Annotated in this window: 14 protein-coding genes; 9 read left to right on the top strand and 5 right to left on the bottom strand. The window is 46.1% G+C overall.

The window, feature by feature from the left end; genetic code table 11:
• Nucleotides 1-32 precede the first annotated feature (32 nt).
• Both QUB16_RS02910 and QUB16_RS02905 read left to right on the top strand, forming a co-directional pair.
• Complete coding sequence (locus QUB16_RS02910) at nucleotides 33-374, top strand: hypothetical protein (RefSeq protein WP_333313889.1); 342 nt, start codon at nucleotides 33-35, stop codon at nucleotides 372-374.
• A gap of 365 nt (nucleotides 375-739) precedes the next feature.
• The gene (locus QUB16_RS02905) at nucleotides 740-3,874 is read left to right on the top strand and encodes an MFS transporter (RefSeq protein WP_333313888.1); all 3,135 of its coding nucleotides are present in this window, start codon (nucleotides 740-742) and stop codon (nucleotides 3,872-3,874) included.
• Nucleotides 3,875-4,084: 210 nt separating this feature from the next.
• Here QUB16_RS02905 and QUB16_RS02900 read toward each other — a convergent pair whose 3' ends face one another.
• The gene (locus QUB16_RS02900) at nucleotides 4,085-4,678 is read right to left on the bottom strand and encodes a Uma2 family endonuclease (protein WP_333313886.1); all 594 of its coding nucleotides are present in this window, start codon (nucleotides 4,676-4,678) and stop codon (nucleotides 4,085-4,087) included.
• Between the two features lie 288 nt (nucleotides 4,679-4,966).
• Between QUB16_RS02900 and QUB16_RS02895 the strand changes: the two genes are divergently transcribed.
• Nucleotides 4,967-5,446, top strand: a complete 480-nt coding sequence (locus tag QUB16_RS02895) for an orange carotenoid protein N-terminal domain-containing protein (RefSeq protein ID WP_333313885.1) — start codon at nucleotides 4,967-4,969, stop codon at nucleotides 5,444-5,446.
• Nucleotides 5,447-5,773: 327 nt separating this feature from the next.
• On the opposite strand, the gene QUB16_RS02890 is transcribed toward QUB16_RS02895, so the two are convergent.
• The 4 genes from QUB16_RS02890 to QUB16_RS02875 all read right to left on the bottom strand — a co-directional run bounded on the left by QUB16_RS02890 (nucleotide 5,774) and on the right by QUB16_RS02875 (nucleotide 10,192).
• Complete coding sequence (locus QUB16_RS02890) at nucleotides 5,774-6,448, bottom strand: acetoacetate decarboxylase family protein (protein WP_333313883.1); 675 nt, start codon at nucleotides 6,446-6,448, stop codon at nucleotides 5,774-5,776.
• A gap of 419 nt (nucleotides 6,449-6,867) precedes the next feature.
• Nucleotides 6,868-8,349, bottom strand: a complete 1,482-nt coding sequence (locus tag QUB16_RS02885) for an S-layer homology domain-containing protein (RefSeq protein ID WP_333313881.1) — start codon at nucleotides 8,347-8,349, stop codon at nucleotides 6,868-6,870.
• Nucleotides 8,350-8,511: 162 nt separating this feature from the next.
• Nucleotides 8,512-9,498 carry a DUF6263 family protein gene (locus QUB16_RS02880; RefSeq protein ID WP_333313879.1) on the bottom strand — a complete coding sequence of 329 codons (987 nt, stop codon included), beginning with the start codon at nucleotides 9,496-9,498 and terminating at the stop codon, nucleotides 8,512-8,514.
• Nucleotides 9,499-9,502: 4 nt separating this feature from the next.
• Nucleotides 9,503-10,192: a polysaccharide deacetylase family protein gene (locus tag QUB16_RS02875; RefSeq protein WP_333313878.1), complete on the bottom strand. Its 690-nt coding sequence runs from the start codon at nucleotides 10,190-10,192 to the stop codon at nucleotides 9,503-9,505.
• Between the two features lie 79 nt (nucleotides 10,193-10,271).
• On the opposite strand from QUB16_RS02875, the gene QUB16_RS02870 reads away from it, so the two are divergent.
• The 6 genes from QUB16_RS02870 to QUB16_RS02845 all read left to right on the top strand — a co-directional run bounded on the left by QUB16_RS02870 (nucleotide 10,272) and on the right by QUB16_RS02845 (nucleotide 14,491).
• Nucleotides 10,272-10,565 carry a DUF433 domain-containing protein gene (locus QUB16_RS02870; protein WP_333245239.1) on the top strand — a complete coding sequence of 98 codons (294 nt, stop codon included), beginning with the start codon at nucleotides 10,272-10,274 and terminating at the stop codon, nucleotides 10,563-10,565.
• The gene (locus tag QUB16_RS02865; protein WP_333313877.1) at nucleotides 10,562-10,933 is read left to right on the top strand and encodes a DUF5615 family PIN-like protein; all 372 of its coding nucleotides are present in this window, start codon (nucleotides 10,562-10,564) and stop codon (nucleotides 10,931-10,933) included. Before QUB16_RS02870 ends, QUB16_RS02865 begins: the two co-directional genes overlap by 4 nt.
• A gap of 176 nt (nucleotides 10,934-11,109) precedes the next feature.
• Nucleotides 11,110-11,877: a ChaB family protein gene (locus tag QUB16_RS02860; RefSeq protein ID WP_333313875.1), complete on the top strand. Its 768-nt coding sequence runs from the start codon at nucleotides 11,110-11,112 to the stop codon at nucleotides 11,875-11,877.
• 332 nt (nucleotides 11,878-12,209) lie between these two features.
• Nucleotides 12,210-12,368 carry a rubredoxin gene (gene rd / locus QUB16_RS02855; RefSeq protein ID WP_333313874.1) on the top strand — a complete coding sequence of 53 codons (159 nt, stop codon included), beginning with the start codon at nucleotides 12,210-12,212 and terminating at the stop codon, nucleotides 12,366-12,368.
• Nucleotides 12,369-12,392: 24 nt separating this feature from the next.
• Nucleotides 12,393-13,649, top strand: a complete 1,257-nt coding sequence (locus QUB16_RS02850) for an NAD(P)/FAD-dependent oxidoreductase (RefSeq protein WP_333313872.1) — start codon at nucleotides 12,393-12,395, stop codon at nucleotides 13,647-13,649.
• A 173-nt stretch (nucleotides 13,650-13,822) separates the two neighbouring features.
• Nucleotides 13,823-14,491 carry a hypothetical protein gene (locus QUB16_RS02845; protein WP_333313870.1) on the top strand — a complete coding sequence of 223 codons (669 nt, stop codon included), beginning with the start codon at nucleotides 13,823-13,825 and terminating at the stop codon, nucleotides 14,489-14,491.
• The last annotated feature ends 132 nt before the right edge of the window (nucleotides 14,492-14,623 follow it).

Raw genomic sequence — 14,623 nt, 5'->3', positions numbered from 1 at the left:
CTATTTATTATCGACCAAATCTGGAGTTAATTATGGAACTATCACCCCTCTATTTACAACGGCTTGAAGAAGCAACTCAGCGAGGTATCGAGCAAGGTATTCCGCTAGGTATTCAGCAAGGTATTCAGCAAGGTATTCAGCTAGGTATCGAGCAATGTATTCAGCAAGGTATCGAGCAAGGTATTCAGCAAAGTAAACGCGAGATTGTTGAGAGTATGTTACAAGTGTATTTGGGCGAGATTGATGAAGAATTATCCCAACTAATCGAGCCTTTGATTCAACTAGAACCCATCGAGATCGCGCGACTGATTATGCAGCTCGATCGCCCGCAATTACTCGCTCGTTTTGAGCCTGAAAATCCAACGGAATCCTAACTCGGTAGCGAACTCTACGATATGTAGGGTGCGCCGAAGATCACTTTACTACTATTGATAATGGGTGACGCCCCCCGCCTCAAACTTGCCACTTTTATGCGAACTCGGCTGCTATCAGCCCCAGAAAGACTGATTTCTGACTTTAGACGGATTTATTTTTTAGCTCCCACAGCCATAATAAGCAGTAAGGATGAGATAACTAAAGAACTGATTTACTACTCATCCCAATTTCACTAATAAGGCCTTCCGTAAGATAAAGCCGAACCCAAACAAACCATCATCTAAAGATTACAAAATCCCCTATAAAAAAGTTGGGGACAATTTTCTTCATGCCGAGTTAGGCATAAAAACTTAGGAGGTAAATTATGTTTGAAAGCGAGTTATTAATGTCGCTGTACAGTCCCAAATTTAATATTGCCCAAATGCCAGTAGAAATAGATGTGCCATTTGACCACCCCGATATCGGAGGGCTGATGTTTTTAAGCCCTCAGTTTTTCGTGGCATTAATCGCCGGAGTCATTATGGCTTTCGGCTTCCAATTCCTGTTAACAAATTTCTCGATCGCCGCCAAGATATCAAATTGGGACGAGGCTTTACCCGACGATGACGATGATGATGATGAGTCCGAAAGTTTAGGCAAGAAAGTTCGGAAAATCGAAGGTTTAGTCGGGGGTTGGATTTTAGTCACGGTTAACCTGGCTTTATTTTTGGGTTGTTTTCTGGCCGTCAAACTAACTTCAATTGCCAGCGTAGACGGAGCGGCAATTATTGGTGTGGTCATCTGGGCTGCGTACTTTTTAACCCTGGTGTGGCTCGGTTCTAGCGCCGTCGGTTCTATGATCGGTTCCTTGATCAAAACTGCTTTTTCAGGCGTTCAAGGCGTCATGGGTACTGCGGGTGCTGCGATCGGCGGCAAGATGGCTAGCGACCAAATGGTCAATACTGTAGAGGCATCTGTTGCTGCTGTACGCCGCGAGTTGAGTTCGGCGGTAGACCCGGATAGCATTCGCGAAACACTGCAAGATTATGTGGGTTCTTTGCAGTTACCGAAACTAGATGTTAAGGAAATTCGCGGTCAATTTGAAAAGTTGCTGGGCGATGCAGATATCAAATCTCTTGCGGGAAGCGATGTTCTGAAGAATGTTAACCGCCAGACTTTTGTGGATTTGATTAAGAGTCGCACAGACTTTTCTCAAGAGGAAATAACTCAAGTTGCTGACCAACTAGAAGGCGTTTGGAAGCAAACTTTCGGCAAGCAGCAAGAGCAGAAAGACCCGAATTTAGAGTTGGTGGATTTTCTCAAGTTTGCGGCTCCCGATTTGCTGAAGTCTGACGAACTCAACGCCAAGCTGTCTCAAATTCTGGAAAGTAGGGAAAACAAATCGGGCTCCAGCAGCCCCATGAAGCGAGCGATGCAGTTGGGTGTCGAATCTCTTATGGGCACTGTTTTGTCGCGGACGGATTTGTCTGATTTGGATGTTGAAAAAATCTCTGGTCAGTTGCAGCAACTGACAGCCAAAGGGACGGAACAAGCTAAATCTTTGGCTTCTAAGGTGGGCGACAAAGTGCCTGCGCTGCCTTTCAATACAGCTAAGGCTGATGTGGAAAACTACTTGATGAATGCCCAACCTTGGCATCTCAACCGGGAGACAATCAAGCAGGAATTTAGGGATGTGATTTACGACCCGGAAGCTTCTCCTGGGGCTGTTTTGCGCCAGTTAGAGCTGTTTAATCCAGATTATTTTGTAGGGATTCTGGGCCGCCGTGAGGGGTTTGCTCCTGAACAGGTGACGGAAATTGCCGAACAGCTTGAAGGTGTCCGACAAGAAGTGTTGGAAATTGTGCAAGCTGCTGCTGGTGAAGAACAGTCTCAAGATTTGCGGAGTCGGATTGAGAATTATTTGCGATCGACCGGCAAGGAAGAATTGAATCCTGAAGGTATCGAGCGGGATTTCCAAGCGCTTTTGGAAGATCGGGATGCTGGTTTTGAGGCTTTGCGCGATCGCCTTTCGCAGTTTAACCGCGATACTTTGGTGCAGTTGCTGGGTCAGCGGGAAGATTTCAGTCCAGAGGAAGCCGATCAGTTAATCGGGCGGCTCGAAAGTTCGCGCGATCGCGTGATTTCTAAAGCTCAAGAATTGCAAGAGCAAGCGAAATCGAAAGCCCAAGAATTGCGGCAAAAGGTAGAAGACTATCTCCGCAATACTAATAAGGAAGAACTCAATCCCGAAGCGATCGAGCGCGAGTTTCAAACGCTGTTAAACGACCCGGAAGCCGGATTTAAAGCGCTGAGAGAACGCTTATCTCAATTCGACCGCGATACGCTGGTGCAGTTGCTGTCACAGCGCCAAGACCTCAGCGAAGAACAGATCAATCAGACGATCGACCGGATCGAATCTGTGCGCGACAACATTATCCACGCGCCGCAAATAGTTGCAGATAGAGCTAAGCAACAGTACGAGGAAGTTACTGCAAAAATTGGCGAGTACCTGCGGAATACCAACCTGGAAGAACTCGATCCAGAAGGCCTCAATCGGGATTTGACCAAATTGTTTGAAAATCCGAAAGAGGGTGCTTTGGCACTTCGGGACAGACTTTCTCAGGTCGATCGCGAAACTTTAGTCAAGCTGCTGTCGCAGCGGGAAGATTTGAGCGAAGAACAGATCAATCGGACGATCGATCGCGTGCAAGATTCGATTCGCAGCATCGTGAAATCGCCCCGCCGCTTGGCATCTCGCGCTCAAAAAAGTGTACGGGATTTCCCAGGAAGTTTGGAAAATTACTTGCGGAATACGGACAAGGAAGAACTCAATCCTGAAAGCATCAAACGCGATTTGCAGTTGCTGTTTAGCGAGCCGGGGATGGGGATGCAAAGTTTGGGCGATCGCCTGAAGCACTTCGATCGATCGACTCTGGTAGCATTGCTGTCGCAGCGGGAAGACATCTCGGAAGAGGAAGCCAACAAAATTGCCGACCAAATTGAATCTGTCCGCAACCAAATTGTCGAACAAGTTCAAATGGTTCAGGACAAGTTTCAGTCAGCAATGGATGGTATTTTCGGAAAAATCCGGGATTACCTCAATTCGCTCGATCGACCAGAGCTCAACTACGAAGGCATCAAGCGGGACTTGCGTAAAGTGTTTGATGACCCGCAGGCAGGATTTGACGCGATTAAAGAGCGTTTAGGTGAGTTCGATCGCGGTACTTTAGTTGCCCTGCTGAGTTCTCGTTCCGATATTTCCGAGACTGACGCTCACCGAATTGTTGACCAAATGGAAGGAGCCAGGGACAGCGTTTTATTGCGATCGGAACGCCTGCAACATGAAGCCAAAAAACGCATCAAACAGCTCAAGAAAAAGACCAAGCAGCAAGCAGAAGATGCGCGCGAAGCGGCAGCAGCCGCAGCTTGGTGGCTGTTCGGTACGGCTCTGACTTCTGTGGTGGTTTCCGCTTTGGCTGGAGCAATAGCAGTCAACGGTATTTCGGGTTTGTTTAGCTAGATTTTCAACGAGTTTGAAATAAAGTTCTCCTGATTCTAGGCTGGCTGTTTGCCAGCCTATTTTCTTTGGAATGATATCATGTCCGGTTGATTTGGTGGCATTGGAATTATTATGCAGTGCGAGCGTCCTCGCTCGCGATCCATACCGCGAGCGAGGACGCTCGCACTGACATTATCCAAATATATGATTCCGATGCCACCGAAAACGATATTATTTATCGCCGATCGAACTAGGAGGAAATACTTTAGATAAATCGAGGGACAAATCCCCAAAATTAGGGATGGCAACTGTCTCGTTAGACAGAAAAATTCTCTTGACGCGATAACCAAATTTGCCTTGCGAATTCTGATAGGGATCGCTGTAACATTCCAAACAAGTTTCTAATAAGTTAAATATCCAATAGTCAGAGATACCCGCTTCCGCATAAAGGGGCAACTTGACCTGTTTGTCGTAACTCAAAGAAGAATCCGCAATCTCAATCAGTAACAATATATCCGCTGTTGTGGGGTGAGAGGATAGATAGTCATCAGGGCGATTTTGCACGATCGCGCGATCGGGTTCGGGTTCGCTCTCATCCGGCAGAATAATCGGTTGTTGTCCCCGCAGTGTCGCCCTTTCTCCCAGCAGCTTAAATAACTCGCGTTCCAAGCGTGTCTCGCAAACAGAATGAGCCGTACCTTTAGCAGCCATGTTGACAAGTTCTCCCTTGATTAACTCCACTCGATCGTCCTCACCAAAGAACCCCAGTTCTGTCAGGCGGTGATATTCCGCTATGGTGAAGCGTTTTGCAGTTGCGATCGACATAACAGCCACCTCAATACAGGTCTGTTGCGATTATAGGCGATCGTCGATCGGCTAAACAATGCTAATCATGAACTCCGCTAACAACAATCGTGTCAAATTTGCCTCATCCTTTGGTTGCAATTTTTCCCAATTTTGGTGAAGTTACTCCCCGAACTTATGTCCGGGATCATCTCTGTCTTAAGCAAGATTCTAGCATCACTATTTATTAGGTACTTTAACTTAAGTAGCAAACAAAAGTTTTCTCACAAATAAGAAAACTGAGCAATACATATTATTTTGGAGGCTTGAATGACATTTACTACTACCGGTGCTTACGACCAAGGAAAAGCAGATATTCAGAGCTTGAGTGTAGACGACCAATTAGGTTTGCTGTGGTTTGTTTACACCGAAATGGGCAAGTCAATAACACCAGCGGCTCCCGGTGCTTCCGGTTCCGAAATCGCTCAGGGTTTGTTCGATCAAGTCAAACCGCTGCCCCACGAAGAACAACTACAAGTAATGCGCGACATTGCCTCAAAAGCCAATACTGAAATCAGCCGGATGTACGGCTCAATGAGTCCTGAAACCAAGCTGGCTTTTTGGTATTTCTTAGCACTAGGAATGGACGAAGGAACTATCATACCCATGCCTCCCGACTATCAACTTCCAGAAGCAGGAAAAGCTTTATTAGGAAAGGTTCAGGGGATGGACTTTCAGCAACAAATTGATTTCCTTCGCGGTACAGTTTTAGAAATGGGTGCTGAAGCCGCTCCGGGGGCTGGCATTTAAAAATAGGACTTACGAAAAAAAACCCGGTTTCTCGGAGAATATTGGGTGCGGCAACGACGCATTTAGGAAGAAACCCGGTTTTTAGCCGTTTGATGGGTAAGCTGTTGTGCATTTAAATTGTATGTTGAGGGCGGGCTCTTCGGCCCACCCCACAAGAGTGAAAATTTATTTTACCATGCAATTTAAATGCGGATTAGCTTAAGTTCTCAAAAAGATTACTAAGTAGCTCAAACTAATACGCCGCGCCAGAAACCCGGCTTCTTCAAGAAACCGGGTTTCTGGCTGTTGTGTTTTTTTAGGTTTACGGCAAATATCCGCACTTTACAGCTAATAACTGAATTCAACGGCTCTGTTTCCCACAACTTCCGGCGCAGCGACTTTTAAACGCATATCTTCGCAGGCAAATGTTAGCAAGGGCTGACCTAAGTTTAAACTGCCAAAAGGACTTTCTTCTGCCACTTCTAATTCGCCTTTAATCAAACCGATGCGAGACTCTAATCCTCCTTTAAACAACAGCAAATTGCGGCGGTCAGCGCTGAAAACATTCCCGCTAAAAGGCAGCGGTAAGGCTAAAGTTTGTTGGCTGTAATTGAGGCTGCACAGTTGACGGTTTCCTTGGCTAACTGTGACGCGGTAGCCTAGCGGTGCTGCCTTTACCGAATCGCTGCCTTCCCAACTAAATTGAGCTAATTCTTTAGGAAGTCCCCAAATTTCGCGCCCGCCGGCTACCGAGTTAGGATTGTCTACGTAGATGTGGGAAATCCAAGCGCCCCATTTTCCTGCATAATTGGCGATCGCGCTAACTACAATTAACTCATTGTACTCCATCACCGAACCCAACCCATAGGAGGATATATAAATGCCAGCTAGGGTTTTTCCGGGCAATAAAGAGACAATTTCTAACTCAGAGGGAACCAAGGGGCGCACTCGTGCCACATCTACCAATTGTAAAGTCCCAACAGCATAACCTTGCAGATTCCAAGGTGCAGGTGGATATACCATTTTAAGTGATTTAATGTCTGATATTTTATACTTATTTTAGCTTGGCGCTTCAAAAAGCAACAATTTTTGGTATTTCTTCACAAGTTGTTAGTAACTGAGATGTTGCACCATTCTCAATAAGCTTTTTATGAACAGGCTTTTCGGCCTGTTCCACAAGAAAATTCACTCTTTGTGGAACAGGCCGAAAAGCCTGTTCTGGAGAATGGGGCAAGATGTGAGTAGTAATTTAGTTTGTTTAAAAAATATAAGATGTGACGATAAATTTGATGAATAGTTGACGTGGGTTATCTGTTGTATGGGGCGGGTTTAGTAATATTGTTAGTAATAATTAGATATTATTCGTAAAACCCGCCCCTACAGATTTTATCAGCGTTAATCCGCGTTAATCCGCTTTAATCTGCGGTTAAAAACCTCCAAATCTACTTACTAGCATAACCCGTACTTACCAAAAACTCCCGCAACTTCCCAAAGAATTGAGTGCGATCGCGTCCTTGATAAACTTTCTCCAACAACTGCCAACCTTCCGCATCCTGGCCCATGACATACTTGTTCGCCATGAATGCCGCCAACACCCCCTTCACCTCCCCATCTTCACTCAGACGCTTGTTAGATTCCAGCCAAAGCTCAGCAGAATTCGTGTATACTTCCACCGGATACTGTTTGCTAACATCTTGCATTTTACCTTGGCGGTACTCCCAAACTTGCAGCGGGAAGCGAGAATCAGCATAATTTGTAAAAGCTTCCGCAAATCGCCCGTCCTGACTCTTGAACTCTGGGATATCATTTTTGCCAAAATCGACAATTTCGTAACTCACATTGCCCCAAAAATGCTTGAGATGAGTGTATTTTTTAGCCGCAGAGTCGTAGCGGTAAATAAACGAATAATTGCAGCAGCGGACGCCGCTTTTGATTGACACTAAATCTGCTAGCACTTCCGGTTCCTTGTCCCCATCCAAATCACGTATTCGCAGCGATAACAAACGTCCTTCCGATACTTCTTCGCTGGCTCTTTTGTCGGGGTTATCTACTAGAGAACGAGTCGGAATCAGCACGGGTTCTTCTAATAAACTTTGACCGTCGCGGAGAATTCTGATGCGGAGATTTTTAGCATTTTCTGCTTCTTTTACGAAAGAAACTTCCGCCCGAACTTTCCCCGATTCCGAGGTTTCTGTTGTTCTCGGCGGGCCGATATTCGGCGGAACTTGGGCGATATATTCCGAAGGAATTAAGGCAGTTTGGCCGGGTTTGGCGATCGCCTGACAGAAAAAACTTGCTACTTCGGCGCGAGTAGCATTGCGTGTAGGTTCTAGCTGTTTAACAGCCGGATAATTGACCACAAGTTGTTTTTCTGTGGCGGCGGCGATCGCACTTCTGGCCAGTTCGGGAATGTCCCGCGCATCTTCAAAAGTCGCATCCAAAATCTCAGCCGCCGGCCCCGCAGGTGTATATTTCAAGCCGCTGGTTAAAGCTACCAAAACCTGCCAGCGGGTAACATTCAAAGTCGGGTTAAAAATGCTGCCGCTGTAACCGGACATAAAACCCGTCTGATAAGCTTCTCGAATTGCTTTAAAACCCCAGTAATTCGTGGGAATATCTGCAAAGTCGATCGGATTGCGGACGGTTTTGGCATCGGGAAAAGCCATGCGAACCATCGCCGCAAACTCAGCGCGGCTGACTGGGCGATTCGGGCGAAAAGTGCCGTCTTCGTAGTAGCCGCTGATAATTTTTTTCTCTGCTAACTCCTCAATGCAAGCTTGAGCCCAATGGTCTTTAACATCCTGAAATTTGGCTTGAGCAAATGCCGGCGCTACATTCAGACCCGGAAACACCAAATTCCCGATGATTATCCCTAAAGCTACGACGAAAGCAATTACAGCTTGACTTTTGTGCGATCGAACCATATAACAGCCTCCTCTACTTGCAAATTGGCGATCGAAAGTTTCGGAAAATTTAGATAATATCCAGTATATTAGCCGGATTTAATACCATTTATTAAAAATTTAGCTGCGACCAGGGACACGGCAAGGCCGTGTCCCTACTTTTTCCAGTTGGTATAATAAAGCTTACTTCGACTCTAAAGTCATCTCCATCACCATTTTTGTTGTGATTGGTGATTCTTGAGAACTGCCAGCAGTTTTAGCACTCATTTCGCTATTTGAACTAACAGACCAAGTAGACCGAACAGGAATTAATCTATCCAAGCGCATTGTGGTTGCTCCCCGACCCTGAGAAGCCAAAGATTTTAGGGTTAAGGTAGTTCCCGGAGGCAGTTGGGGAGAGGTAATATTTTGAGGGTTTGCTTGCTGCTCTACACTTACATTTACAGAGGCAACTCCATCTTGCCAGCTAGCCAATTCATAGGTAGAAATGTCATTCACCTTTATGCCACTGAAATCAGAGGAAGAAGAAACGCGCCATTTTGCTCCTTTTCCGACTGCTTCTGCGGGCAGCGACGAGGCAACTTGCTCTAGAGATTTAGACATTTGTCTAACCATTTGTTTGAGGTTGTTGTCAGCTTTTTCGGGCAAAATAAAGTTACCTCCTTTATGAAAACCGCGATTGTCCATGATGAAAGAGCCTTTCACTCCCACCATGCTTTTGAGTGCGGAACGCATGGCATCTCGGACGGCTGGCGGCATATTTCCAGTATCGCCGACGATATCTGAGTTAGTATAAGCAAACTCGTAGTGAATATCGCCGTTGGGATCAATTTTAGTGACTTTTGTCTCGAAAGTCATCACCGATACTGGAATTTTAGCCCCAGGCGAAGACCGACCGGATGCGGATATTTCCATATCCATTTTTACGGTCATAACAGTTGTTTGTTTGACATTGATAGCTGGTTTTAAACGCAGTTGCTGTCGGGGTTCCACTCCCGGATTTAGCAGTACCACTTGCGGGGTTTTCGAGTTGGGGGCAGGCGCGGATACACCCCTGGCTGGCTGCTGCACTAGAAGTGGAGTTTTCGCACTCAGGGAAGCAGGAGAAAGCTCGATCGCCCATCCGGCACTTACCAAGCAAAGAGATGCAATAAACTGTCTTTTTTTCATTAACTTAATTTCCTGGTATTTGAATGTTAGCCTGTTCCCACAGTCGATCGACTGTCACGAATTTGTAACCTTTATACAAAAGCAATGGAATTATTTTATCAGCAGAAGCTGCAACATCTTCGCCGCCGCAATAGCCATCGTGCAGTACAATAATAGATCCGTTTTCAGTTTGCTGCACGATGCGACTAATAACTTTCCTCACCCCCGGTCGCACCCAATCTTCCGGGACGACACTCCACATTACAGGGCGATATTCCCACTGTTGCAGTAACTCTAATGTTCGCGGCGTAAAAATGCCGTTGGGTGGCCGCACGTCCAGGATTAATTTTGGATCTAAATCGCAAGCTTTGGCAATTGCTTTTTGCGTGTCTTCTAAACTTTGTTTAAGTTCGTGGGTTTTTAGTTTGGGAAACGATATATGCTGATAGCCGTGGAGACCGATCCAGTGTCCGCGATCGTACACTTCTTTAGCCGTTTCGGGATGCCTGTCCACGCAAAAACCTAGCCAGAAAAAACTCGCTTTGATGTCGTATTTATCTAAAATTTTTAACAGTTGAGGTGTGTGCTGACGGTGCGGCCCGTCGTCAAATGTGAGGGCAATTTCTCGGCTGTTGATATCTCCCGTCCACAGACATCCGGGAAAAGCCGATTTGAGAATGGGATGAACGACAGGAAACAGGGGTGCTAATGGCATTGGTTAATGTTGTTTATTGCGATCGGGTAGAAATGAAGCTGCGTTACAATAGAATAAAGTTAACTCAATCGAGGTAAATATGACAACTGCCGTTGAGATTGGAACGCTAATTGTCCGCACGCCCGGAACTTGCGGCGGCCGCCCGCGAATTGCAGGAACTAGAATTACGGTAGAGAACATTGCTATTGATTTTAATGCGGGATGGACTCCTGAAGTAATTGTTCAAAAGAGAACGCACTTGAATTTAGCACAGGTTTATGCAGCCTTAGCTTACTATTATGCGAACAAAAAGCAAATTGACGCGGAAATAGCAGCAGAAAATGCTGAGTGGGAGCGCTTGGAAGCAGACTCTATGGCAGGTAAGCTATCGTGAGTAAGATTCGTTTATATCTTGATGAGGATATTCAGGAACAAGCTCTAATCTTAGCTCTGCGAAATTCGGGTGTAGATGTGATAACAACCTCGGAGGCTAACAGGCTGAGTTTTTCAGATGAAGAACAGCTCACTTGGGCAACCGAGCAAGGGCGAGTCGTTTACAGTTTTAATAGGAGAGATTTCAGCCGTTTACACAATATCTGTATTGCAGAAGAGAGAAGTCATGCTGGAATCATTCTTGCACAACAGCAGCGGTATTCAGTGGGCGCACAGTTGCGGGGACTTTTGAATTTGATTGCTGCTAAGTCAGCAGAGGAAATGATCGACCAACTGGAGTATCTTGGAACTTATATAAGAGATGAATAAAAATATGAAATAAACTTGAGTGAGTGCCGAATACTTAATGGTTTAACTCTTTTGATATAGCCTCAAACTATCTCCGATCGCATCGACCTCTATCTCGCGGTCGATGCGATCGCCCTACAGTGTCTTCCTATACTAAAAACTAGCACAACTAATCTACCAACCATCAAGGAGGAACAATGACCGAGGAATATTTAGCCGAACGAACAGTTTCAGCCGTATTTAAGGAAGAAGAACAATTAGACGGCGTAATTCGGCGGTTGCTCGATCGCGGAGTTTCCCGCGACCACATCTCAGTAATGGGAAAAAACTTTCAGTCTAAAACTAAAATTGCCGGCTTTATTACTAAAAAAGATGTAATTTTAGGCGGTCTGCGAAGCGGGGCAATTTTTGGTTCCTTATTCGGTTCTTTTTTGGGTTTGCTAACTGGCGTCGGCGTGCTGTTTATTCCCTTTGTTGGCGCAGTAGTATCGGCGGGCCCGCTGGGTGCGGTACTGTTGGGTGCAGCTAGCGGCGCGATCGCAGGTTCGGCCGGTGCGGGTCTAGTTTCTGCTTTAGTCACCTTGGGAATGCCCGAAGACAAAGCAACTATCTATCAAACGCGCGTTGAAGCTGGCGAATTTCTCGTGATGGCAGAAGTCGCCGCCGACCGTTCGGGCGAATTTCAACTCTTGCTAGAAAGTGCAGGTGGCGAAGAAGTTTCAGTTAGCGAAATGACGCTGCCGCGCGCCGTTAAAGGTCGCTGCAATAGTCCGGCAGACTTATCTCCAGAAGTGCGATCGCACCTGTCGGAAGCAGCTCAAAAAACCTTTATGGAATCCTACAACGCCTCATTTGATGAAAGCAACGACTCGATACAAGCGGAACACACCGCTTGGGACGCCATTCATCAGCAATACGAAGAGGATGAAAACGGCGTTTGGACTAAGCCTTTAGCGAAAGTCTAGTCTTCCAATCGCCGTAAACTAATAAAAAATACAATCAAGCCTCTAGAACTGCGGTTTTGGAGGCTTTGACGATTTTAGATTTTAGATTTTAGATTTAAAAATGGTGCAAAACTTAATTCGTAAAAACTGGGAAATTACCGAAAGTCTCATTACTTTTTAAAAGTGATATAGCAATCCTCGCATCATTTGTGAATTTCTTACTCCCTCCCCTTGGTAAGGGGAGGGTTGGGGTGGGGTTAAAAATTTACGACTAATTTAGGATTGCTATATTGCACTAGGTTGCGTTGTCCAGTACAATCTATAAGCTTACAATAAAAAATTAAGTTAAGCAAATGCAAAAATACGTTTGTACAGTTTGCAATTATGTCTACGATCCAGAAGTAGGCGACCCCGACGGAGGCATAGAGCCCGGTACTGCCTTTGAAGATATCCCCGACGATTGGGTTTGTCCCACTTGCGGGGCGAAAAAATCCGATTTTGAACCAGAATAAGCGAGAAAAAAATTGTCCGATCGAATGCTCAAAATTACAGTTATCGGTGGCGGTGCTGCTGGTTTTTTTAGTGCAATTACCTGTGCCAAAACCTACCCGCAGGCCCGCGTCACTTTACTAGAAGCTGGCCGGCAACTCCTGGCAAAAGTTCGCATTTCGGGCGGCGGGCGCTGCAATGTGACTCACGCTTGTTTTGACCCTGGTGTTTTAGTGCAGAATTACCCCAGAGGAGGGAAAGCTCTGCGCGGTGCTTTTACTCGATTTCAACCCCGCGATACTGTAGAATGGTTTGCCGGTCACGGTGTGAAGTTGAAAACAGAAGAAGACGGGCGAATGTTTCCGATTACAGACGATTCGGGGACAATTGTTAACTGTTTGATCCGGGCTGCTGAGGATGCAGGGGTTAAAATTCGCACGGGTGATGCAGTCGTTTCTGTAAAGAAATTAATATTGGAGGGCGGGCACGGGGGCACCGCCCCTACATTTGAAATTGAGTTGAAGTCGGGGGAGAGTTTTAAGTGCGATCGCATTCTTCTCGCTACAGGCAGCAATCCGTCGGGTTATAAGTGGGCAAAAGAGTTAGGTAATACTGTAGAACTGCCCGTTCCTTCTCTATTTACTTTTAATATTTCCGACAGCAGAATCAAAGATTTAGCCGGAATTTCTGTTCCTAATGCTAAGGTGAAATTGCCGGGAGCTAAATTAGAACAAAGCGGGCCTTTGCTAATTACTCACTGGGGTTTAAGCGGGCCTGCTGTACTAAAACTTTCGGCTTGGGGTGCGAGATTTTTGCACGATCGCCATTATAAAACCTCTGTGCTGATTAATTGGCTTCCCCAGTACAATGCGGAAGTTTTGCGGCAGCAACTACTAGCAGTTAAGTCGCAGTTGTCACACCGATTGATTGTCTCTAGCTGTCCGTTTCCGGTGCCGCGCCGCCTCTGGGAACGCTTGACAAGTTCGATCGGCATTGATGAGCAAAAACGCTGGGCCGACTTATCTAACAAAATCCTCGATCGCCTCCTGCAAGAACTCGTTCAAGGCGAATATCAGATTGCCGGAAAAGGCGCATTTAAAGAAGAGTTCGTCACCTGCGGCGGTGTCAACCTCAAAGAAGTCGATTTTAAGACAATGGAAAGCCGCCGCTGTCCCGGACTTTTCTTTGCCGGCGAAATCTTGGATATCGACGGCGTGACGGGCGGTTTCAACTTCCAAAGTGCCTGGACTACGGCTTGGTTGGCCGGAAACGCGATCGGCAAACCATCCGATTTTAGATTGTAGATTTTAGATTGGGGAATATTTGCTGTGTAAAGGTTTGGGAGTTGCGATCGGGCGATCGGCTTGCCAATATTAAGTTTTGTGTTATTTTTGAATTAAGGCGCACCAAATGTGTGTCAACTTCAGCTTGTAGACACAATTCGCAGTTTTGCGTCCTTCAACATCGGGTGAGATACATGAAAAACTTGAATCAAAAAACCCTAAAGTTCGATCGCAACCTTGAGGGCCATATTGACTCACCATTCATCGAAAAAAATGGCTTGGTGGAATTCAACCCCAAATTTATCACTCCCGAATTTTTAACAACCTGGACGTTTGAAACACACCTGTACGACGAACAAGTTGCGATCGACCACTTTGTCATCACATTTCCCAGCCGAACCGAACTCGAAAACTACGCCGAATCTTTTTACCGCTTCGGCGCCAAAACAGTTGAAGGCCCAGACTTGTTCCCGATTAACTTTTGTGCGGAAAACATTAACGTTCCCTCCGATTTGTGGCTGCATTTAATGACCTTATTAATGCCAGCGGGCGGCTTAGTAGTATTAGATGCGCCCCACGCAGCCGGCGACCAAAAAAACCGCTTCCAGCAAGAAAGAGGATTAGAAGCAGTTCACCACGTCGCGCTTCGAGTCGAAAATGTGCAGAATGCTGCTACAATATGGCAAAATAAAAACTTTAAACCGCTATCAGAGCGTCCTCTAGACTACGGCTCATTAACCCAGTGGTTTCTGCAAAACCCCGCCGGACAAATCATCGAATTAATAGAACGTCGCCCCGGCAACAACGCCACCTTTGACTGCAAAAACATCGCAGGTTTGCGCCTTAGCGAAATCGCAGTTTAGTAGGGCAGACAAGATGCCGGCCCCACAGTTCCCAATTCAAATTTCCCCATTCAAAATTTATCTCGTTCCCAGTCTCTGACTGGGAATGCCGATTCGGAGGCTCTGCCTCGTGTCTTTTCACTAATAAAATCT

The organism is Microcoleus sp. D3_18a_C4 (assembly GCF_036702415.1).
Taxonomy (GTDB): Bacteria; Cyanobacteriota; Cyanobacteriia; order Cyanobacteriales; family Microcoleaceae; genus Microcoleus.
The sequence above is the reverse complement of the archived record's forward strand: the minus strand, read 5'-3'. Positions and strand labels throughout refer to the sequence as shown.

Bases quoted from the DNA above. Each gene is read 5' to 3' on its own strand.
- QUB16_RS02910 (WP_333313889.1), top strand. From the start codon at position 33: ATGGAACTATCACCCCTCTATTTACAACGGCTTGAAGAAGCAACTCAG.
- QUB16_RS02905 (WP_333313888.1), top strand. From the start codon at position 740: ATGTTTGAAAGCGAGTTATTAATGTCGCTGTACAGTCCCAAATTTAAT.
- QUB16_RS02900 (WP_333313886.1), bottom strand. From the start codon at position 4,678: ATGTCGATCGCAACTGCAAAACGCTTCACCATAGCGGAATATCACCGC.
- QUB16_RS02895 (WP_333313885.1), top strand. From the start codon at position 4,967: ATGACATTTACTACTACCGGTGCTTACGACCAAGGAAAAGCAGATATT.
- QUB16_RS02890 (WP_333313883.1), bottom strand. From the start codon at position 6,448: ATGGTATATCCACCTGCACCTTGGAATCTGCAAGGTTATGCTGTTGGG.
- QUB16_RS02885 (WP_333313881.1), bottom strand. From the start codon at position 8,349: ATGGTTCGATCGCACAAAAGTCAAGCTGTAATTGCTTTCGTCGTAGCT.
- QUB16_RS02880 (WP_333313879.1), bottom strand. From the start codon at position 9,498: ATGAAAAAAAGACAGTTTATTGCATCTCTTTGCTTGGTAAGTGCCGGA.
- QUB16_RS02875 (WP_333313878.1), bottom strand. From the start codon at position 10,192: ATGCCATTAGCACCCCTGTTTCCTGTCGTTCATCCCATTCTCAAATCG.
- QUB16_RS02870 (WP_333245239.1), top strand. From the start codon at position 10,272: ATGACAACTGCCGTTGAGATTGGAACGCTAATTGTCCGCACGCCCGGA.
- QUB16_RS02860 (WP_333313875.1), top strand. From the start codon at position 11,110: ATGACCGAGGAATATTTAGCCGAACGAACAGTTTCAGCCGTATTTAAG.
- rd (WP_333313874.1), top strand. From the start codon at position 12,210: ATGCAAAAATACGTTTGTACAGTTTGCAATTATGTCTACGATCCAGAA.
- QUB16_RS02850 (WP_333313872.1), top strand. From the start codon at position 12,393: ATGCTCAAAATTACAGTTATCGGTGGCGGTGCTGCTGGTTTTTTTAGT.
- QUB16_RS02845 (WP_333313870.1), top strand. From the start codon at position 13,823: ATGAAAAACTTGAATCAAAAAACCCTAAAGTTCGATCGCAACCTTGAG.